This is a genomic window from Pseudomonas lini, from assembly GCF_030812475.1.
Classification (GTDB): Bacteria; Pseudomonadota; Gammaproteobacteria; order Pseudomonadales; family Pseudomonadaceae; genus Aquipseudomonas; species Aquipseudomonas lini_A.
In genome coordinates this window covers 63795-83322 of the sequence record NZ_JAUSSR010000011.1, presented here as the reverse complement: position 1 = coordinate 83322, position 19528 = coordinate 63795, and the positions used below count along the sequence as shown (strand labels likewise).

At 60.8% G+C, this 19528-nt stretch carries 18 protein-coding genes; 12 read left to right on the top strand and 6 right to left on the bottom strand.

The annotated features are described in order from the left end of the window. Positions 1-111: 111 nt before the first annotated feature. Together recO and pdxJ are read left to right on the top strand one after the other, a co-directional pair. Complete coding sequence (gene recO, locus J2W17_RS21220) at positions 112-801, top strand: DNA repair protein RecO (RefSeq protein WP_307338788.1); 690 nt, start codon at positions 112-114, stop codon at positions 799-801. A 121-nt stretch (positions 802-922) separates the two neighbouring features. Further along, a complete protein-coding gene (pdxJ, locus tag J2W17_RS21215) occupies positions 923-1666 on the top strand; it encodes a pyridoxine 5'-phosphate synthase (RefSeq protein ID WP_307338785.1) in 744 nt (247 codons plus the stop codon). Positions 1667-1789: 123 nt separating this feature from the next. Here pdxJ and mltF read toward each other — a convergent pair whose 3' ends face one another. Beyond that, positions 1790-3250: a membrane-bound lytic murein transglycosylase MltF gene (gene mltF, locus J2W17_RS21210; protein WP_307338783.1), complete on the bottom strand. Its 1461-nt coding sequence runs from the start codon at positions 3248-3250 to the stop codon at positions 1790-1792. A gap of 286 nt (positions 3251-3536) precedes the next feature. Here mltF and purL point away from each other — a divergent pair, with 286 nt between their 5' ends. After that, positions 3537-7433 carry a phosphoribosylformylglycinamidine synthase gene (purL, locus tag J2W17_RS21205; RefSeq protein ID WP_307338781.1) on the top strand — a complete coding sequence of 1299 codons (3897 nt, stop codon included), beginning with the start codon at positions 3537-3539 and terminating at the stop codon, positions 7431-7433. 20 nt (positions 7434-7453) lie between these two features. Then, complete coding sequence (locus tag J2W17_RS21200) at positions 7454-7765, top strand: Nif3-like dinuclear metal center hexameric protein (RefSeq protein ID WP_307338777.1); 312 nt, start codon at positions 7454-7456, stop codon at positions 7763-7765. Positions 7766-8066: 301 nt separating this feature from the next. On the opposite strand, the gene J2W17_RS21195 is transcribed toward J2W17_RS21200, so the two are convergent. Then, the gene (locus tag J2W17_RS21195) at positions 8067-8570 is read right to left on the bottom strand and encodes a L,D-transpeptidase family protein (protein WP_307338774.1); all 504 of its coding nucleotides are present in this window, start codon (positions 8568-8570) and stop codon (positions 8067-8069) included. A 52-nt stretch (positions 8571-8622) separates the two neighbouring features. Further along, on the bottom strand, positions 8623-9174 hold the full coding sequence (locus J2W17_RS21190) for an NUDIX hydrolase (RefSeq protein ID WP_307338771.1): 552 nt from the start codon (positions 9172-9174) through the stop codon (positions 8623-8625). Positions 9175-9320: 146 nt separating this feature from the next. Between J2W17_RS21190 and J2W17_RS21185 the strand changes: the two genes are divergently transcribed. From J2W17_RS21185 to purT, 4 genes are all read left to right on the top strand, one after another. Then, complete coding sequence (locus J2W17_RS21185) at positions 9321-9920, top strand: CoA pyrophosphatase (protein WP_307338768.1); 600 nt, start codon at positions 9321-9323, stop codon at positions 9918-9920. Positions 9921-9984: 64 nt separating this feature from the next. Next, entirely contained in the window at positions 9985-10509 is a 525-nt protein-coding gene (locus tag J2W17_RS21180; RefSeq protein ID WP_307338765.1) for a gamma carbonic anhydrase family protein, read from the top strand. After that, the gene (locus tag J2W17_RS21175; RefSeq protein ID WP_307338762.1) at positions 10506-10721 is read left to right on the top strand and encodes a DUF1289 domain-containing protein; all 216 of its coding nucleotides are present in this window, start codon (positions 10506-10508) and stop codon (positions 10719-10721) included. Before J2W17_RS21180 ends, J2W17_RS21175 begins: the two co-directional genes overlap by 4 nt. 243 nt (positions 10722-10964) lie before the next feature. Beyond that, positions 10965-12146: a formate-dependent phosphoribosylglycinamide formyltransferase gene (purT, locus tag J2W17_RS21170; RefSeq protein ID WP_307338759.1), complete on the top strand. Its 1182-nt coding sequence runs from the start codon at positions 10965-10967 to the stop codon at positions 12144-12146. Positions 12147-12273: 127 nt separating this feature from the next. Here purT and J2W17_RS21165 read toward each other — a convergent pair whose 3' ends face one another. The 3 genes from J2W17_RS21165 to J2W17_RS21155 all read right to left on the bottom strand — a co-directional run bounded on the left by J2W17_RS21165 (position 12274) and on the right by J2W17_RS21155 (position 15969). Continuing rightward, positions 12274-13590, bottom strand: a complete 1317-nt coding sequence (locus J2W17_RS21165; RefSeq protein WP_307338756.1) for an MFS transporter — start codon at positions 13588-13590, stop codon at positions 12274-12276. A gap of 318 nt (positions 13591-13908) precedes the next feature. Then, entirely contained in the window at positions 13909-15144 is a 1236-nt protein-coding gene (locus J2W17_RS21160; protein WP_307338752.1) for a transporter associated domain-containing protein, read from the bottom strand. Between the two features lie 12 nt (positions 15145-15156). Further along, the gene (locus J2W17_RS21155) at positions 15157-15969 is read right to left on the bottom strand and encodes a cytochrome C assembly family protein (RefSeq protein WP_307338749.1); all 813 of its coding nucleotides are present in this window, start codon (positions 15967-15969) and stop codon (positions 15157-15159) included. 195 nt (positions 15970-16164) lie between these two features. On the opposite strand from J2W17_RS21155, the gene ffh reads away from it, so the two are divergent. From ffh to trmD, 4 genes are all read left to right on the top strand, one after another. Next, positions 16165-17541: a signal recognition particle protein gene (gene ffh, locus J2W17_RS21150; protein WP_307338746.1), complete on the top strand. Its 1377-nt coding sequence runs from the start codon at positions 16165-16167 to the stop codon at positions 17539-17541. Between the two features lie 408 nt (positions 17542-17949). Further along, entirely contained in the window at positions 17950-18201 is a 252-nt protein-coding gene (rpsP, locus tag J2W17_RS21145) for a 30S ribosomal protein S16 (protein ID WP_003198088.1), read from the top strand. A gap of 5 nt (positions 18202-18206) precedes the next feature. Then, positions 18207-18743 (top strand): ribosome maturation factor RimM, encoded by a 537-nt coding sequence (gene rimM / locus J2W17_RS21140; protein ID WP_008014731.1) that lies wholly within the window; start codon positions 18207-18209, stop codon positions 18741-18743. Further along, on the top strand, positions 18725-19498 hold the full coding sequence (trmD, locus tag J2W17_RS21135) for a tRNA (guanosine(37)-N1)-methyltransferase TrmD (RefSeq protein WP_191626332.1): 774 nt from the start codon (positions 18725-18727) through the stop codon (positions 19496-19498). Before rimM ends, trmD begins: the two co-directional genes overlap by 19 nt. Positions 19499-19528: the final 30 nt, after the last annotated feature.

Below are 19528 nucleotides of genomic sequence, written 5' to 3'. Positions count from 1 at the left end.
ACAGTCGACAGATATGTTGAATGTGGAGGCCTCATCGCGAGCAGGCTCGCTCCCACATTGGTTTTGGGTGGTTTATAAATCTGTGCTGACTCATTGAGAACGCTGACTTCCATGTCCCAAACCCCTCCCATCGGCCAACCCGCCTACGTCCTCCATAGCCGCGCCTACCGCGAAAGCAGCGCGCTGGTGGACTTCCTCACGCCGCAAGGTCGGCTGCGGGCGGTGTTGCGTAGCGCACGGGGCAAGGCCGGGACATTGGCGCGGCCTTTCGTGCCGCTGGAAGTCGAGTTCCGTGGCCGGGGCGAGTTGAAAAACGTCGGCCGCATGGAAAGCGCCGGTGTTTCCACCTGGCTCAACGGCGAGGCGCTGTTCAGCGGTCTCTACCTCAACGAATTGCTGATCCGTCTGCTGCCCGCTGAAGACCCTCATCCCGCGGTTTTCGATCACTACGCCGCGACCTTGCTCGCCCTGGCCGAAGGCCGTCCATTGGAGCCTTTGCTGCGCTCCTTCGAATGGCGTTTGCTCGACGACCTCGGTTATGGCTTTGCATTGAGCACCGACATCCACGGTGACCCCATCGCGCCGGATGGCCTCTACCGCTTGCAAGTGGATGCGGGCCTGGAGCGGGTCTACCTGCTACAACCGGGCCTGTTCAACGGCACTGAGTTGCTGGCCATGGCCGATGCCGACTGGTCCGCACCTGGTGCGCTGTCCGCTGCCAAGCGCTTGATGCGCCAGGCACTGGCCGTTCATCTGGGTGGTCGTCCGCTGGTCAGTCGTGAGTTGTTTCGCAAGCCGTAGGGTCTGTTGGCGCTCGATGGTGACCGCGACGGCGCCCGGCATGTCCACCACCAAACGTCAACAGACCCTGGCTCCCCGTGTATGCTGTGCACCGAACTTTCCCTTCTTCAGGAGCGCTTCCGTGACCACCAGCAATCGCATTCTTCTCGGCGTGAACATCGACCACGTTGCCACCCTGCGCCAGGCCCGGGGCACTCGTTATCCGGATCCGGTCAAGGCAGCACTCGACGCCGAAGAGGCGGGCGCTGACGGCATCACCGTGCACCTGCGCGAAGACCGCCGGCACATCCAGGAGCGCGACGTGCTGCTGCTCAAGGACGTGCTGCAAACCCGCATGAACTTCGAAATGGGCGTCACCGAAGAAATGATGGCGTTCGCCGAGCGCATCCGCCCGGCGCACATTTGCCTGGTTCCGGAAACCCGCCAGGAACTGACTACCGAGGGCGGTCTGGACGTAGCGGGGCAGGAAGCACGAATCAAGGCGGCGGTGGATCGCCTGGCGAAGATCGGCTGTGAAGTGTCGCTGTTCATCGATGCGGACGAGCGGCAGATCGAAGCGTCCCGTCGTGTGGGGGCGCCTGCCGTCGAGTTGCACACCGGTCGTTACGCGGATGCCGAGACGCCGACGCAAGTGGCTGAAGAATTGAAGCGCGTGGCCGATGGCGTTGCGTTTGGCCTGGCCCAGGGCCTGATCGTCAATGCCGGCCACGGTTTGCATTATCACAACGTCGAAGCGGTCGCGGCGATCAAGGGCATCAACGAACTGAACATCGGCCATGCGCTGGTGGCCCATGCGTTGTTCGTCGGGTTCAAGTCGGCGGTGTCGGAAATGAAAGCGCTGATCCTGGCTGCCGCAAAAGCTTAAACCGAGCAAAAAACCCTGTGGGAGCGAGCCTGCTCGCGAAAGCGGTGCAACAGTCAACGGAAATGTTGAATGTTGAACCGTATTCGCGAGCAGGCTCGCTCCCACATTGGTTTGTGGTGGCTTTTAGAGCGGCGGGGTTTCCTGGTTGGGCTTGGTCTTGTCGACCCCCGGCACATGCAGGCTGCCCTCGGCGACCTGGTCGCCTTCAAGCTGCGGCTGAGTGACCCAGGTCAGGATGTCGTAGTAGCGACGAATGTTCGCCACAAAGTGCACCGGCTCGCCACCCCTGGCGTAGCCGTAGCGGGTTTTGCTGTACCACTTCTTCTCGGACAGCCGCGGCAGGATCTTCTTCACGTCCAGCCACTTGTCGGGATTGAGCCCTTCCTTCGCCGCCAGTTTGCGCGCGTCATCCAGATGACCGCTGCCAACGTTATAGGCCGCCAGGGCAAACCAGGTGCGATCCGGCTCCTGGATCGAGCCGTCCAGCTGTTCCTTCATGTAGGCCAGGTACTTGGCGCCACCCATGATGCTCTGCTTGGGGTCGAGGCGATTGGATACCCCCATGGCCTGTGCGGTGTTCTGGGTCAGCATCATCAGCCCGCGCACACCGGTCTTGGAGGTGACGGCCGCCTGCCACAGCGATTCCTGGTAACCGACCGCGGCCAGCAGGCGCCAATCGACTTTCTCTTCCTTGGCGTAGGCCTTGAAGTGCTTCTCGTACTTGGGCAACCGTTGCTGCAAGTGCTGGGCGAAGGTGTAGGCGCCCACATAGCCGAGCACATCGACGTGCCCGTAATAGCGGTCCTTGAGACGTTGCAGGGTGCCGTTCTTCTTGACCTTGTCGAGGTAGCTGTTGATCTCGTTCAGCAGGCTGTTGTCGTCGCCAGCCGCTACGGCCCAGCTCTGGTTGCTGGCATTGCCGAGATCGAAGGCCACTCGCACGTTGGGGAAATAGACCTGGTTCATCGCGACTTCGTTGGAGTCGACCAGGGTCAGGTCGATCTGATCTTCGTCCACCATGCGTAGCAGGTCGACGACTTCAACGGCGTCGGACTCTTCGTATTCGATGCGGGGGTACTTCTTTTTCAGTTCCGCCAGCTGCTCGGCGTGGGTGCTGCCCTTGAGCACCATGATCTTCTTGCCCACCAGATCCTTCGCATCGGTTGGCCGCGATTGGCCGTTGCGGTAGATGATCTGAGGGGTGACTTCCAGGTAGGAGTGGGAAAACCGCACCTGTTTCTTGCGCTGCTCGCTGGCGACCAGGCCGGCGGCAGCCAGCACCGGGCCATTGGGCTTGCCCACCTGGTTGAACAGGTCGTCGAGGTTGTCGGCGGTTTCGATCTTGAGCTCCACCCCCAGATCGTCGGCGAAGCGCTTCACCAGCTCGTATTCGAAGCCGGTTTCACCGTTGCGATCCTGGAAGTAGGTGGCCGGGCTGTTTCGGGTAACCACCCGCAGCACGCCATCCTCCTTTACGCGCTCGAGTGTGTTGGGTTTATCAACACAGCCACTGAGCATCAGGAAGAGTCCGGTTGCGATCAGCCATTTGGCGTACCGCGGACGCAAAGCCGTTGGGGAAAACATCTGCGCAGTATACGCAAAGGACCACGAGCGCCATATCTCGACAGCGAAGGGCTAGTCTGCTAGAGGGTGAAAAACTCGCCATGAGCCCGCAGGAACGGGCTTTCTCGGCACTTCATGACACAAAAAATAACCCCTGGCGCCCCTCCCGGAGCGCCAGGGTTGCGGCGCCATGGAGGCGGCCCGACGTCCGGGTACGGCCGTGCGTACCGTTTCGAGTGATGTCGCGGCCTGTTTAGGCTAGAATGCACGGCCTCAAAGCACACCCCTTCCCGAGGCTGTCCCGAAGATGTTGATCCTGCGCGGCGCTCCTGCCCTTTCTGCCTTTCGCCACAGCAAACTCCTTGAGCAACTGAGCCAGAAAGTCCCGGCTGTCAGCGGCCTGTATGCTGAATTCGCTCACTTCGCCGAAGTTGCCGGCGTCCTGACCGGCGACGAACAGCAGGTGCTTGCGCGCCTTCTGAAGTACGGCCCAAGTGTTCCAGTACAGGAACCGACCGGTCGTCTGTTCCTGGTGTTGCCGCGTTTCGGCACCATTTCGCCATGGTCCAGTAAAGCCAGCGACATCGCTCGCAACTGTGGCCTGGGCAAGATCCAGCGCCTGGAGCGCGGCATCGCGTTCTACGTTGCCGGCCAGTTCAGCGATGCTGAAGCACAGCTGATCTCTGACGCATTGCACGACCGTATGACCCAGATCGTCCTCGCCAGCCTGGAACAGGCCGCCGGTCTGTTCAGCCACGCCGAGCCCAAGCCCCTGACCGCGATCGACGTGCTGGGTGGCGGCCGCGCCGCGCTGGAGAAAGCCAACACCGAGCTGGGCCTGGCCCTGGCCGAAGACGAGATCGACTACCTGGTCAACGCCTTCGTCGGCTTGAAGCGCAACCCGCACGACATCGAACTGATGATGTTTGCCCAGGCGAACTCCGAGCATTGCCGTCACAAGATCTTCAACGCCAGTTGGGATATCGACGGTCAGAGCCAGGAAAAAAGCCTGTTCGGCATGATCAAGAACACATACCAGATGCACAGCGAAGGCGTGCTGTCCGCTTACAAGGACAACGCTTCGGTGATCGTCGGCAACGTCGCCGGCCGTTTCTTCCCGGACCCTGAAACCCGCCAGTACGGTGCGGTGCAGGAACCGGTGCACATCCTGATGAAGGTCGAAACCCACAACCACCCGACCGCGATTGCCCCGTTCCCGGGCGCATCCACCGGCAGTGGTGGCGAGATTCGCGACGAAGGCGCAACCGGTCGCGGTGCCAAGCCAAAGGCTGGCCTGACCGGTTTCACCGTGTCCAACCTGCAAATCCCGGGCTTCGAACAGCCGTGGGAAGTGCCGTACGGCAAGCCTGAGCGCATCGTCACCGCGCTGGACATCATGATCGAAGGCCCACTGGGTGGTGCCGCGTTCAACAACGAATTCGGTCGTCCGGCCCTGACCGGTTACTTCCGTACCTTCGAACAGTCGATCACCACGCCCCGTGGCGACGAAGTTCGCGGTTACCACAAGCCGATCATGCTCGCCGGCGGCATGGGTAACATCCGTGCCGAACACGTGCAGAAAGGCGAGATCACCGTCGGCTCCAAGCTGATCGTGCTCGGCGGCCCGGCGATGTTGATCGGCCTGGGCGGCGGCGCGGCTTCCTCCATGGCCACCGGCACCAGCTCGGCCGACCTGGACTTCGCATCGGTACAGCGCGAAAACCCGGAAATGGAACGCCGCTGCCAGGAAGTCATCGACCGTTGCTGGCAGCTGGGCGACAAAAACCCGATCAGCTTCATTCACGACGTCGGCGCGGGCGGTCTGTCCAACGCCTTCCCGGAACTGGTCAACGACGGCAACCGTGGCGGTCGCTTCGAACTGCGCAATATTCCAAACGACGAGCCGGGCATGGCCCCGCACGAAATCTGGAGCAACGAATCCCAGGAACGCTACGTTCTGGCAGTCGGTCCTGCGGATTTCGAGCGCTTCCAGGCGATCTGCGAACGTGAGCGCTGCCCGTTTGCCGTGGTCGGCGAAGCCACTGCCGAACCGCAGCTGACGGTCACCGACAGCCACTTCGGTAACAGCCCGGTGGACATGCCCTTGGAAGTGCTGCTGGGCAAAGCTCCGCGCATGCACCGTTCGGCCGTTCGCGAAAACGAACTGGGCGACGATTTCGATCCGTCGACCCTGGAGATCGCAGACTGCGTCGAACGCGTCCTGCATCACCCGGCCGTGGCCAGCAAAAGTTTCCTGATCACCATTGGCGACCGCACCATCACCGGCCTCGTGGCCCGTGACCAGATGGTCGGCCCATGGCAGGTTCCGGTGGCCGACGTTGCCGTCACCGCCACCAGCTTCGACGTCTACACCGGTGAAGCCATGGCCATGGGCGAGCGCACTCCGCTGGCCCTGCTGGACGCTCCGGCGTCGGGCCGCATGGCCATCGGCGAAACCCTGACCAACATCGCCGCGTCTCGCATCAACAAGATCTCCGACATCAAGCTGTCGGCGAACTGGATGTCCGCGGCGGGTCACCCGGGTGAAGACGCCCGGCTGTACGACACCGTGAAAGCGGTCGGCATGGAGTTGTGCCCGGACCTGGGAATTACCATTCCGGTGGGCAAGGACTCCATGTCCATGGCCACGCGCTGGAACGATAACGGCGAAGACAAGACCGTGACCTCGCCGATGTCCCTGATCGTGACCGGTTTTGCGCCTGTGGCTGACATCCGTCAGACCCTGACCCCGGAACTGCGCATGGACAAGGGCACCACCGACCTGATCCTGATCGACCTGGGCCGTGGCCAGAACCGCATGGGGGCTTCGATCCTGGCCCAGGTTCACGGCAAGCTCGGCTCGCAAGCGCCGGACGTTGACGATGCCGAAGACCTCAAAGCCTTCTTCGCGGTGATCCAGGGCCTCAACGCCGATGGTCACCTGCTGGCGTACCACGACCGTTCCGACGGCGGTCTGCTGACCAGCGTGGTGGAAATGGCCTTCGCCGGCCACTGCGGCCTGAGCCTGAACCTCGACGGCCTGGCGGAAACCTTTGCCGACATCGCCGCGATCCTGTTCAACGAAGAACTGGGCGCGGTGATCCAGGTTCGCCAGGACGCCACCCCGGACATCCTCGCGCAGTTCAGTGCTGCCGGTCTGGGCGAGTGCGTGTCGGTAATCGGTCAGCCGATGAACAACGGCCAGATCAACATCACCTTCAACGGCGAAACCGTATTCGAAGGTCAGCGTCGTCTGCTGCAACGCCAGTGGGCTGAAACCAGTTACCAGATCCAGCGTCTGCGTGACAACGCCGATTGCGCCGAACAAGAGTTCGACGTGCTGCTGGAAGAAGACAACCCGGGCCTGAGCGTCAAGCTCAGCTACGACGTCAATCAGGACGTCGCCGCGCCTTACATCAAGAAAGGCATCCGCCCACAGGTTGCCGTGCTGCGTGAGCAGGGCGTCAATGGTCAGGTGGAAATGGCGGCAGCGTTCGACCGCGCCGGTTTCAACGCGATCGACGTGCACATGAGCGACATTCTGGCTGGCCGTGTCGACCTGAACGAGTTCAAGGGCCTGGTGGCCTGCGGTGGTTTCTCCTACGGCGACGTATTGGGTGCCGGTGAAGGCTGGGCCAAGTCCGCGTTGTTCAACAGCCGTGCGCGCGATGCCTTCCAGGGCTTCTTCGAACGCAACGACAGCTTCACCCTCGGCGTGTGCAACGGTTGCCAGATGATGTCCAACCTGCACGAGCTGATCCCGGGCAGCGAATTCTGGCCGCACTTCGTGCGTAACCGCTCCGAGCAGTTCGAAGCGCGCGTGGCGATGGTTCAGGTCCAGGAGTCGAATTCGATCTTCCTGCAAGGCATGGCCGGTTCGCGCATGCCGATCGCCATCGCCCACGGTGAAGGTCATGCCGAGTTCGCCAGCGAAGAAGCGTTGCTGGAAGCCGATCTGTCCGGTTGCGTGGCGATGCGTTTCGTCGACAACCACGGCAAGGTCACCGAAAACTACCCGGCCAACCCGAATGGCTCGCCGCGTGGCATTACCGGGCTGACCAGCCGTGACGGTCGCGTGACCATCATGATGCCGCACCCGGAGCGAGTATTCCGCGCCGTGCAGAACTCGTGGCGTTCGGAAGACTGGAACGAAGATGCACCGTGGATGCGCATGTTCCGTAATGCTCGGGTTTGGGTAAATTAAGAGCGGGTTAACTAAGCGCCGTGTACAAGCTCAGCTTTTTTGTTCCCGACAGTCATGTCGAGGGGGTCAAGAGCGCCGTATTCGCCGCCGGTGGCGGACGGATCGGGGCTTATGACCACTGCGCCTGGCAAGTGCTGGGCCTTGGCCAGTTTCGACCGTTGGATGGCAGTCAGCCATTTATTGGCGAAGCGGGGCATGTCGAGCAGGTTGAGGAATGGAAGGTTGAGCTGGTGGTGGCAGATGAGTTGATCGTGGCCGTGGTGGCTGCGTTGAAACTCAGCCATCCCTATGAGACGCCGGCTTATGAGGTGTGGCGGTTGGAGGATTTCTGATCTTCCTGGCCGCCGAAATGAAAAACCCGTTGATTCGTCAACGGGTTTTTTATTGCCTTTGGAATGTCATCTGGCCTTGCGGGTTTCGGTGTTTGTGGGCCCTCTTCGCGAGCAAGCCCGCTCCCACAGGGGCTCTGCGGCGAACGCAAATTCCGTGCGCGACAGTGATCAAATGTGGGAGCGGGCTTGCTCGCGAAGGCGGGCTACCGGGCGCCATCTCTCTAAACCTTTGCACTCACCTCACTGCAATTGACCAACCCCTCCTTCGCCACAAAAAGCCCCTGTTGCCAGAAGAGGATCGCTACGGACGGATTTCGATCATCGTGCCGTCCGGCACCAGGCCCCAGACTTCGCGCATGTCCATGTTGCGCATGGCGATGCAGCCGTCGGTCCAGTCCAGGGTGTGGAACAGGTCTTCGGGGTTGTCTTCGGTGTCCGGAGTACCGTGGATCATGATCATGCCGCCGGGTTCGACCCCTTCGCGCCGGGCGCGGGCGGCGTCGCTGATGTTCGGGTAGGAAATGTGCATCGACAGGTTGAAGCGGTCGCTGGTCTTGCGCCAGTCCAGCCAGTAGAAACCTTCAGGTGTGCGTTTGTCGCCTTCCATGAGTTTCGGACCGACGGGTCTTTTTCCCAAAGAAATGCGATAGGTCCTGAGCGGCTTGCCGTCGTTGATCAATTGCAGTTGGTGAGCGGATTTGAGAACCAGAACTTTTTCGACGACTTTGCCGTCCAGGGTTTCCGCTGTGGAAGCCTGGGAAACAGTGAGGAACGACAGACAAAACACGGCTAGCAACCAGCGCATTGAAACGATATCCCTGAAAGGTGTCGCGACTAATTTATTTATAGAAGGTTTTTTAACGGATGGCAGGCTGAACGAGCGGCGGGACCGATTCGGACCGTACGGGATAGCGCTCGATCCGCCGGTCTGCGAAGAAACATTCCAGGGTACGGCCTACCGTGCGAAAAGCCAGCTCGGACCAAGGGATGTCGGCCTCTTCGAACAGTGCCACTTCCAGGCTTTCCGGACCGGCGGAAAAATCCAGATCCGCCAGCTCCGCACGAAAGAATACATGCACCTGACTGATGTGCGGCACATCGATCAGCGTATAGATGCTCAAATTGCGCACCCGGGCACACGCCTCTTCAGCAGTCTCGCGAATCGCCGCCTGCTCGATGGTTTCGCCGTTCTCCATGAAGCCTGCGGGCAGCGTCCAGTAACCTAGACGTGGCTCGATGGCGCGTCGGCACAACAACACCTTCGTGCCCCAGACCGGCACGCAACCGGCGACGATATTGGGGTTCTGGTAATGAATCGTGTGACAGCTGTCGCAGACATATCGCAGGCGCGAATCGCCTTCTGGAATGCGCTGGGTCACCGGGTTGCCGCACTGACTGCAAAATTTCATGCTTGGGTTCCTGAATGCTGCGCCTATCTTGGCGTGCGGCGGTGTCTGTCGGCAAGTTGTCGTTTAGCGACATGCTGCGGTTATGGGCTTGGGCGGTCGGTTCGATTGGTGCATGATGCAAGGTAGCGAATAAGTCGAGAAGCCTCATGCTGGACGAGCTATTGCATCGAGTAAGCAACCATATCCCACGCACACTGGAAACCGACAAGCGTTTTCCCGAGGCCGCGGTCCTGGTGCCCATCACTCGCAATGATGAACCGGAACTGGTCCTGACCCTGCGCGCCAGCGGGCTCTCGACCCATGGCGGTGAAGTCGCGTTTCCCGGTGGTCGCCGTGACCCCGAAGACCCTGACCTGGTGTTCACCGCCCTGCGCGAAGCCGAAGAAGAGATCGGCCTGGCACCGGGGCTGGTCGAAGTCATCGGCCCGTTGAGCCCGCTGATTTCCTTGCACGGCATCAAGGTCACACCCTACGTCGGCGTGATTCCGGACTTCGTCGACTATCAGGCCAACGACGCCGAGATTGCCGCGGTGTTCAGCGTACCCCTGGAATTCTTCCGCAAGGATCCTCGCGAACATACCCATCGCATCGATTACCAGGGCCGAAGTTGGTACGTGCCGAGCTATCGTTATGGCGAATACAAGATCTGGGGCCTGACCGCGATCATGATCGTCGAGTTGATCAACCTGCTTTATGACGCCAAAATCAGCCTGCACCAACCCCCCAAGCGTTTTACCAACACCTGAAGCCATCGTTGGAAATGGCCTAACCTTTTTGCAAGTGAGCCTGCCTGAGCTCGAGGGAACATAGATGAAATATCGCTTGGGTGACGCCCGCGTCGAAACCCATCCACAGAGCTGGATCGCACCGAACGCCGTGCTGGTCGGCAAGGTCAGGCTGGAAGAAGGCGCCAACGTCTGGTTCAACGCCGTGCTGCGTGGCGATAACGAATTGATCCTGATCGGCAAGAACAGCAACGTACAGGATGGCACGGTGATGCACACCGACATGGGCTACCCGCTGACCATCGGCACCGGCGTGACCATTGGCCACAACGCCATGCTCCACGGGTGCACGATCGGTGATTACAGCCTGATCGGGATCAACGCGGTGATTCTCAATGGCGCGAAAATCGGCAAGAACTGCATCATCGGCGCCAACTCCCTGATTGGCGAAGGCAAGGAAATTCCGGACGGCTCGCTGGTCATGGGGTCGCCCGGCAAGGTGGTGCGCGAGTTGACCGAAGCGCAGAAGAAGATGCTGGAGGCCAGTGCCGCTCACTACGTGCATAACGCCCAGCGTTACGCCCGCGATCTGGCTGAGCAGGAACAATGAACACAGCCGAACGCCCGGTTCGATCGCCTTGTGTGAATATCTGTGCACTGGACGGCGATGACATTTGCACGGGCTGTCAGCGCACGGTGGACGAGATCACGCGCTGGAGCAGGATGGACAACGAGGAGCGGCGCAGGGTGCTGGGGCTGTGTCATGAGCGGGCGAAGTCCAGCGGAATTCTCTGGATGCTGCCTGCGAAATCCGATTCCTGAACCCTGTGTAGGAGCGAGCTTGCTCCGGGCGGCGTTCCGACGATGGTCGTTAACGATAACGCGTATTTGCTGTTAAACGCGGCGCTCTTGAATCCATCGCGAGCAAGCTCGCTCCTACACGTCGCTAGCTGAAGCCAAACCCTCTGGTTCATGTAAAATGCCGCGCTTCCATGGGAAGCGCGCAGGCTCTTATCGGTCAATCACGCCGCGACCCTCGACGATCCGCTCCATAGAGGACCTGAGATGACCCGTATCGGAACTCCATTGTCGCCAACCGCGACCCGCGTTTTGTTGTGTGGCAGTGGTGAGCTGGGCAAGGAGGTGGTGATCGAGCTGCAACGCCTGGGCGTTGAAGTGATTGCCGTGGATCGCTACGCCAATGCGCCGGCCATGCAGGTTGCGCATCGCAGCCACGTGATCGACATGCTCGACAGCGCTGCCCTGCGTGCCGTGATCGAGGCCGAAAAACCGCACTTCATCGTGCCGGAAATCGAAGCCATCGCCACCGCGACCCTGGTCGAGCTTGAAGCGCAAGGTTTCACCGTGATCCCGACCGCGCGCGCCACGCAGCTGACCATGAACCGCGAAGGCATCCGTCGCCTGGCCGCCGAAGAGCTGGACCTGCCAACCTCGCCGTATCACTTCGCCGACACCTTCGAGGATTACAGCAAGGCTATCGAGGATCTGGGTTTCCCGTGTGTGGTCAAGCCGGTGATGAGTTCCTCGGGCAAAGGCCAGAGCCTGCTGCGCAGCGTCGATGACGTGAAAACCGCGTGGGATTACGCTCAAGAAGGCGGCCGCGCGGGCAAAGGTCGGGTGATCATCGAGGGCTTCATCGATTTCGATTACGAAATCACCCTGTTGACCGTGCGTCACGTCGGCGGCACGACTTTCTGTGCGCCCGTCGGCCATCGCCAGGAGAAAGGCGACTACCAGGAATCCTGGCAGCCACAGGCCATGAGCCCGGTGGCTCTGGCAGAGTCCGAGCGCGTGGCCAAAGCGGTCACGGAGGCCTTGGGCGGTCGCGGTCTGTTTGGCGTCGAGCTGTTCATCAAAGGCGATCAGGTGTGGTTCAGCGAAGTGTCGCCGCGGCCCCATGATACCGGCCTGGTGACCCTGATTTCCCAGGACCTGTCGCAATTCGCCCTGCATGCGCGGGCGATCCTGGGCCTGCCGATTCCATTAATCCGTCAGTTCGGACCTTCGGCTTCGGCGGTGATCCTGGTGGAAGGGCAATCGACCCAGACCGCTTTCGCCAACCTCGGCGCTGCATTGAGCGAGCCGGATACGGCGTTGCGCCTGTTCGGCAAGCCTGAGGTGAACGGTCAGCGCCGGATGGGGGTGGCGTTGGCGCGGGATGAGTCGATCGAGGCGGCTCGTGCCAAGGCGACCCGCGCTTCCCAGGCTGTCGTAGTCGAGCTCTAAACCGAGGCGCGGCTATCGCGAGCAAGCTCGCTCCCACAGGGTTCTTGGTCGATCACAAATTTTGTGTACATCTGAGATCCTGTGGGAGCGGGCTTGCTTCGGGCGGCGATCCGACGATGGCGGTCTGTCAGGCAACCCTGTTCAGATCGTTGTTACGCGTCTCCTTCAGGCACAGCACCGCAATCAAACTCAACACCGCCGCCCCCGACACATACCCGCCGACATAACTCAGCCCTCCCATTGCCACAAGCTTCTGCGCGAAGAACGGTGCCGCCGAGGCCCCGACGATCCCGCCGAGGTTGTAGGCCGCTGACGCCCCGGTATAACGCACGTGGGTCGGAAACAGCTCCGGCAGCAACGCCCCCATCGGCGCGAAAGTCACACCCATCAGAAACAGCTCGATGCACAGGAACAGCGCGACGCTCCACGTCGATCCCTGGGTCAACAGCGGTTCCATCAGGAATCCGGACAGAACCGCCAGCACGCCACCGATGATCAGCACCGGTTTGCGCCCGTAACGGTCACTGGCCAAGGCCGACAACGGCGTGGCAGCGGCCATGAACAGCACGGCGAAGCACAACAGCGCGAGGAAGGTTTCGCGGGTGTAGCCGAGTGTCGACACGCCGTAGCTCAACGAAAACACCGTCGAGATGTAGAACAGCGCATAGCACACCACCATCGACCCGGCCCCCAACAGCATGGGCGCCCAGTACTGGCTGAACAGTTCCACCAGCGGGATCTTCACCCGTTCCTGGCGAGCCATGGCATTGGCGAACACCGGCGTTTCGTGGAGCTTGAGGCGTACGTACAGGCCGACCATCACCAGCGCGGCGCTGAGCAGGAACGGAATCCGCCAGCCCCACGAGCGGAACTGTTCGTCGTCCAGGGTCATGGCGAGGGTCAGGAACAGTCCGTTGGCCGCAAGAAAACCGATCGAAGGGCCAAGTTGCGGGAACATGCCGAACCAGGCGCGCTTGCCTTTGGGTGCGTTCTCCGTCGCCAGCAGCGCTGCGCCGCCCCATTCGCCACCTAGCCCAAGGCCTTGGCCGAAGCGCAACACGCACAGCAGGATCGGCGCCCAGGCCCCGATGCTGTCGTAGCCTGGCAACACACCGATCAGCGTGGTGCACACGCCCATCAGCAACAGGGAGGCCACCAGGGTCGATTTGCGCCCGATGCGGTCACCGAAGTGGCCAAATAGCGCCGAGCCCAGCGGTCGGGCAAGGAACGCGATGCCGAAGGTGAGGAACGCCGACAGCATCTGCGCGGTGCCGGAGGTCTGCGGAAAGAACACCGGCCCGATGACCAGCGCTGCCGCAGTGGCATAAACGTAGAAGTCGTAGAATTCGATGGCGGTACCGATGAAGCTCGCGGTGGCCACCCGGGTGGCGGAGTTCGTCGGTTGTGCGGGCGTGGTGTCGTTATAAGTCGTGCTGGTTGTCATGCGGTAATCCCTGACAGTCATGTGCTCCAGTGGAGCGAATTATTATGGTCGAACACCCAGGGATGTGGGTTTAACGCAGAGTGCGGGTAGCACAGGGGTAGGGCGGGGCTTGGGTAAGCGGCTCGATTATAGGAAGGTGGCTAACGATCAAACAAGGGGCCAAAGCCTTTCAATGGCTTTTGTGGCGAGGGAGCTTGCTCCCGCTCGGGCGCGCGGCGGCCGCAACAGGCCAGAACGCGTTTGACAGGATGATTTGTGGCGTTTGTGAGGGGGGCTGCTTCGCCCCCCAGCGGGAGCAAGCTCCCTCGCCACAGGGCTCTAGATGACGGCTGGAACCGAAGTGGTATGCCAGATCAGCACTCGCGTAACGCGGTTGTCTTCGGTTTCGAGGATTTCCAGCCGATACCGCCCGATCTTCAGGCACACCGCGCTCCCGGGAATCGTCTCCAGCGCCTCGGTGACCAGGCCGTTGAGGGTTTTCGGCCCGTCACTGGGCAGGTGCCAGCCCAGGCTTTTGTTCAGGTCGCGAATCGATGCCGCGCCATCAATGACCAGGCGCCCATCGGCCTGGGGATGGATATGCGGGTTATCCAGGCTGTGCTGGCTTTCGAACTCGCCGACGATTTCTTCGAGAATGTCTTCCAGGGTCACGATGCCGAGCACTTCGCCGTACTCGTCGACCACCATGCCCAGGCGTCGCTGCTGCTTGTGGAAATTGAGCAGTTGCAGTTGCAGCGGGGTGCTTTCAGGCACGAAGTACGGCTCATGACTGGCCGCCAGCAGCGATTCCATGGTCAGGCTGCCATCTGGCAGCAAGTGGCGGATCTGCCGGGTATTGAGCACCGCTTCGACCTGGTTGATATCGCTGTGGAACACCGGCAGGCGCGTGCGTTTGTTGTGGCGCAGTTGTTCGATGATCTCCGAAAGGGGGTCGTCGAGGTTGATGCCGTCGACGTCACTGCGCGGCACCAGAATGTCGTTGACCGTGATGTTGTCCAGCGCGTGGATGCCCGACAGAGGGTGCGGACGACAGACCGGCTGGTCGTGATCGTCGCGCCGCTCGCCCGGCGTCTCGTCTTCGCTTTGCTGCACCACTTTGGCTCTGCGGGCAAACGGCCGCATCAGCAACTGGCTGATGCCGTTGAGCAGCCAGGCGGCCGGGTAGATGATTTTCAGAGGGGCGCGGAGCAAGGTGTTGCCCAGGGCCAGGATCGCGTCCGGGTAGCGAACGGCGAGGGTGCGTGGCAGGTAGTCGGCGAACACCAGCAGGATCGCGCCGGCCCCGACGCAAGCGGCCCATGGACCGTTTTCAGCCCAGGCAAAAATCGCCAGCAAGGTGCTGATGACCACCACCAGTGCGCGGCACAGGGTGTTACAGAGGATCAGGCTGTTCAGCGGGAAACTCAGTTTCGCCACGGGTTTGTCACTGGAGCGCGAGGCCGTGCGCTGGGCCAGCAAGTGCTGTTGTGCCGCTTCGATGGCAGTAAACAACCCCGACCATAAAATCAGCAGGGCCATGACTGCAAGCATCGGCCCTATGGGTAATTCGTCCATTAATGCGGCCCGTCAGATGTGCAGGATGTATTCGCGGACCAGCTTGCTGCCGAAGTACGCCAGCATCAGCAGGCAGAAACCGGCGAGGGTCCAGCGAATGGCCTTGTGTCCGCGCCAGCCCAGGCGGTTGCGGCCCCAGAGCAGCACGCTGAAGACGATCCAGGCCAGGCACGCCAGCAAGGTCTTGTGTACCAGGTGCTGGGCGAACAGGTTGTCGACGAACAGCCAGCCGGAGACCAGCGACAACGACAACAGGGTCCATCCAGCCCAGAGGAAGCCGAACAGCAGGCTTTCCATGGTCTGCAGCGGCGGGAAGTTCTTGATCAGTCCGGACGGGTGCTTGTGCTTGAGTTGATGGTCCTGAACCAGCAACAGCAACGCCTGGAACACTGCAATGGTGAACATCCCGTAGGCGAGGATCGACAGCAGGATGTGGGCGAGGATGCCCGGCTCCTCGTCGATGATCTGCACCGTGCCGGCGGGGGCAACCTGCGCGAGGATCACGGTCGCGAGCCCCAGCGGGAACAGCAATATCAGCAGGTTCTCCACCGGAATCCGCGAGCAGGCCAGCAGCGTCAGGGCAATGACCGCCGCGGCGATCAGGCTGGCGGCACTGAAAAAATCCAGGCCCAGGCCGATCGGCGTCAACAGATGGGTGAACAGGCTGGCACTGTGAGCCAGCACGGCCAGCACGCCGAGCGTGACCAGCAGGCGCTTGTTGGCCTTGGCGCCGGTGGCCAGACGAGTGCCCTGATAGAGGGTCGCAGCGGCATACAAGCAGGCGGCGGCGAGGGTGGTGAGCAAACTGGGTGACAAGGGGAGCATAAATCCTGTTAGGCAAGCCCGAAAGGCGCTGAGTTTGGCATAGAACCCACACTGCACGAAAGTGCGAGGTGTCCGCCAGACGCAGTCTTCGCTATAATCCGCGACCTGCCCACGCCGCAGGCTCGCCGAGCACATGTTTAATCCGGTCTGGGCCGCCATTATCCCGGTCTACACAGGGCCTGAAAGGATCGCGCAATGTTTGAAAACTTAACCGACCGTCTCTCGCAGACGCTGCGCCATGTCACCGGCAAGGCCAAGCTGACCGAGGACAATATCAAAGACACCCTGCGTGAAGTGCGCATGGCGTTGCTCGAAGCCGACGTCGCCTTGCCGGTGGTGAAGGACTTCGTCAACTCGGTCAAGGAACGCGCCGTCGGCACCGAGGTGTCGCGCAGCCTGACGCCGGGCCAGGCCTTCGTGAAGATTGTCCAGGCCGAACTCGAAAGCCTGATGGGCGCGGCCAACGAAGACTTGAACCTGAGCGCCGTGCCGCCGGCGGTCATTCTGATGGCCGGTTTGCAGGGGGCGGGTAAAACCACCACCGCCGGCAAACTCGCGCGCTTCCTTAAAGAGCGCAAGAAGAAATCGGTCATGGTCGTGTCCGCGGACGTTTACCGTCCGGCGGCGATCAAGCAGCTGGAAATGCTTGCCGGTGAAGTCGGCGTGACCTTCTTTCCGTCCGACCTGAGCCAGAAGCCGGTCGCGATCGCGCAAGCGGCTATTAAAGAAGCCAGGCTCAAGTTCATTGATGTGGTCATCGTCGATACCGCCGGTCGCCTGCACATCGATGAAGAGATGATGGGCGAGATCAAGGCGCTGCATGCCGCGATCAACCCGGTCGAAACCCTGTTCGTGGTCGACGCCATGACCGGCCAGGATGCCGCCAACACGGCCAAGGCCTTTGGCGACGCGCTGCCGCTGACCGGTGTGATCCTGACCAAGGTCGACGGCGACGCCCGTGGCGGTGCCGCCCTGTCGGTGCGTGCCATCACCGGCAAGCCGATCAAGTTCATCGGTATGGGCGAGAAGAGCGAAGCGCTCGATCCGTTCCACCCTGAGCGTATCGCCTCGCGCATCCTCGGCATGGGCGACGTGCTCAGCCTGATCGAGCAGGCCGAGCAGACCCTCGACAAGGACAAGGCCGACAAGCTGGCCAAGAAGCTGAAGAAGGGCAAGGGCTTCGACCTCGAAGACTTCCGCGATCAGCTGCAACAGATGAAAAACATGGGCGGTCTCGGCGGCCTCATGGACAAGCTGCCGAACATCGGCGGTGTGAACCTGGCGCAGATGGGCAATGCCCAGGGTGCGGCAGAGAAGCAGTTCAAGCAGATGGAAGCCATCATCAATTCCATGACCCCGGCCGAGCGCCGCGACCCTGAGCTGATCAGCGGTTCGCGCAAACGCCGGATCGCCATGGGTTCCGGCACCCAGGTGCAGGACATCGGTCGCTTGATCAAGCAGCACAAGCAGATGCAGAAGATGATGAAGAAATTCTCCGCGAAAGGCGGAATGGCCAAAATGATGCGCGGCATGGGCGGTATGTTGCCCGGCGGCGGCATGCCAAAGATATAGTGTCCAGTCACGCCAATACTGCTCCATGTTGGCGGCGCCTGTTGACCTCATGCTGCGTTGCCGCTCCTCGCTATAGTCAGCTATGACTCGTCGCGGCGCCGTGCCTGAGATCAACAGTCACTCGCCAAAATGGAGCATTATTGGCGAGACTGGGCACAAGAATCCGCGCCGTCAGAGATGTCGGCGCAGTACCACAGAAATGTGGGAACTCCAGCAAACCCGCACTTGGCGGGAGCTGACTGGCCGTTTTAAACGACGGCTCTATAGCAAATCTTGATGGCGACCGGAAGGCCGCCGGAAAAAGACATTTGCAAAAGTCCGGATATTCCTTAGAATATGCGGCCTTTCGGGCACCTATGCCCGCTGTGCCTTTAGATTTGCAGCACCGACTACAGGAACGATGTTCACATGCTAACAATCCGTCTTGCCCTTGGCGGCTCCAAAAAGCGCCCGTTTTACCACTTGACCGTAACCGACAGCCGCAACCCGCGCGACGGTTCGCACAAGGAACAGGTTGGTTTCTTCAACCCTGTTGCCCGTGGTCAGGAAGTTCGTCTGTCCGTGAACCAAGAGCGCGTAGCCTACTGGCTGAGCGTTGGTGCACAACCTTCTGAGCGCGTTGCTCAGTTGTTGAAGGAATCTGCAAAGGCTGCGGCCTGAGCAATATGAACGCGACGCCAGCTGTTGCCGATGATTTGATCGTTATTGGCAAAATCTATTCTGTTCATGGCGTTCGCGGCGAAGTGAAGGTGTATTCCTTTACTGATCCAACCGAAAACCTGTTGCAGTACAAAACCTGGACGCTCAAGCGCGAAGGCAATGTCAAGCAGGTCGAGCTGGTCAGCGGACGCGGGAATGACAAATTCCTGGTCGCGAAGCTCAAGGGTCTCGATGATCGTGAAGAAGCACGTCTTCTGGCCGGTTATGAGATCTGCGTGCCGCGCAACCTGTTCCCTGAATTGACCGACGGCGAGTACTACTGGTACCAGCTGGAAGGTCTGAAGGTCATTGATCAACTCGGGCAATTGCTCGGGAAAATCGATCATCTTCTGGAAACCGGCGCCAATGATGTCATGGTGGTCAAGCCTTGCGCTGGCAGTCTGGATGATCGCGAACGCCTGTTGCCCTATACGGAGCAATGTGTGTTGGCCGTCGACCTTGCCGCAGGCGAGATGAAGGTGGAATGGGATGCGGACTTCTGAACGTGGCTAACCTGCGCGTAGAAGTGATCAGTTTGTTTCCCGAGATGTTCTCCGCCATCAGCGAGTACGGCATCACCAGTCGGGCGGTGAAACAGGGGCTGTTGCAGCTCACCTGTTGGAATCCGCGAGACTACACGACGGATCGACATCACACTGTGGACGATCGCCCGTTTGGCGGTGGTCCGGGCATGGTGATGAAGATCAAGCCCCTGGAAGATGCTCTGGTTCAGGCCAAGGCAGCAGCCGGGGAGGCGGCGAAGGTGATTTACCTGTCCCCCCAAGGCCGTCAACTGACTCAGTCGGCGGTACGCGAGTTGGCGAATCTGGATGCATTGATCCTGATTGCCGGCCGCTATGAAGGCATTGACGAGCGTTTCATTGAAGCTCATGTCGATGAAGAGTGGTCGATTGGCGACTATGTACTGTCTGGCGGTGAGCTGCCGGCGATGGTCTTGATCGATGCGGTTACACGACTGCTGCCTGGAGCTTTAGGGCATGCGGACTCCGCCGAGGAAGATTCCTTTACGGATGGTTTGCTGGATTGCCCGCACTACACCCGACCGGAGGTGTATGCGGATCAGCGTGTTCCCGACGTATTGCTAAGTGGCAATCACGCGCACATCCGGCGTTGGCGTTTACAGCAGTCCCTTGGTCGGACCTTTGAACGACGCGCCGATCTTCTGGAAAGCCGCTCGCTTTCTGGAGAAGAGAAGAAGCTGCTCGAGGAATACATCCGCGAGCGGGACGATAGTTAACAACGTATCGATGGTAAATCCGACGATTTA

Coding starts and splice junctions, on each gene's coding strand:
- J2W17_RS21165 (WP_307338756.1), bottom strand. CDS start 13,590: ATGACAACCAGCACGACTTATAACGACACCACGCCCGCACAACCGACG.
- J2W17_RS21180 (WP_307338765.1), top strand. CDS start 9,985: ATGAAATATCGCTTGGGTGACGCCCGCGTCGAAACCCATCCACAGAGC.
- rimM (WP_008014731.1), top strand. CDS start 18,207: ATGAACGCGACGCCAGCTGTTGCCGATGATTTGATCGTTATTGGCAAA.
- purL (WP_307338781.1), top strand. CDS start 3,537: ATGTTGATCCTGCGCGGCGCTCCTGCCCTTTCTGCCTTTCGCCACAGC.
- recO (WP_307338788.1), top strand. CDS start 112: ATGTCCCAAACCCCTCCCATCGGCCAACCCGCCTACGTCCTCCATAGC.
- J2W17_RS21185 (WP_307338768.1), top strand. CDS start 9,321: ATGCTGGACGAGCTATTGCATCGAGTAAGCAACCATATCCCACGCACA.
- J2W17_RS21160 (WP_307338752.1), bottom strand. CDS start 15,144: ATGGACGAATTACCCATAGGGCCGATGCTTGCAGTCATGGCCCTGCTG.
- J2W17_RS21155 (WP_307338749.1), bottom strand. CDS start 15,969: ATGCTCCCCTTGTCACCCAGTTTGCTCACCACCCTCGCCGCCGCCTGC.
- mltF (WP_307338783.1), bottom strand. CDS start 3,250: ATGTTTTCCCCAACGGCTTTGCGTCCGCGGTACGCCAAATGGCTGATC.
- rpsP (WP_003198088.1), top strand. CDS start 17,950: ATGCTAACAATCCGTCTTGCCCTTGGCGGCTCCAAAAAGCGCCCGTTT.
- ffh (WP_307338746.1), top strand. CDS start 16,165: ATGTTTGAAAACTTAACCGACCGTCTCTCGCAGACGCTGCGCCATGTC.
- J2W17_RS21175 (WP_307338762.1), top strand. CDS start 10,506: ATGAACACAGCCGAACGCCCGGTTCGATCGCCTTGTGTGAATATCTGT.
- trmD (WP_191626332.1), top strand. CDS start 18,725: ATGGGATGCGGACTTCTGAACGTGGCTAACCTGCGCGTAGAAGTGATC.
- purT (WP_307338759.1), top strand. CDS start 10,965: ATGACCCGTATCGGAACTCCATTGTCGCCAACCGCGACCCGCGTTTTG.
- J2W17_RS21195 (WP_307338774.1), bottom strand. CDS start 8,570: ATGCGCTGGTTGCTAGCCGTGTTTTGTCTGTCGTTCCTCACTGTTTCC.
- J2W17_RS21190 (WP_307338771.1), bottom strand. CDS start 9,174: ATGAAATTTTGCAGTCAGTGCGGCAACCCGGTGACCCAGCGCATTCCA.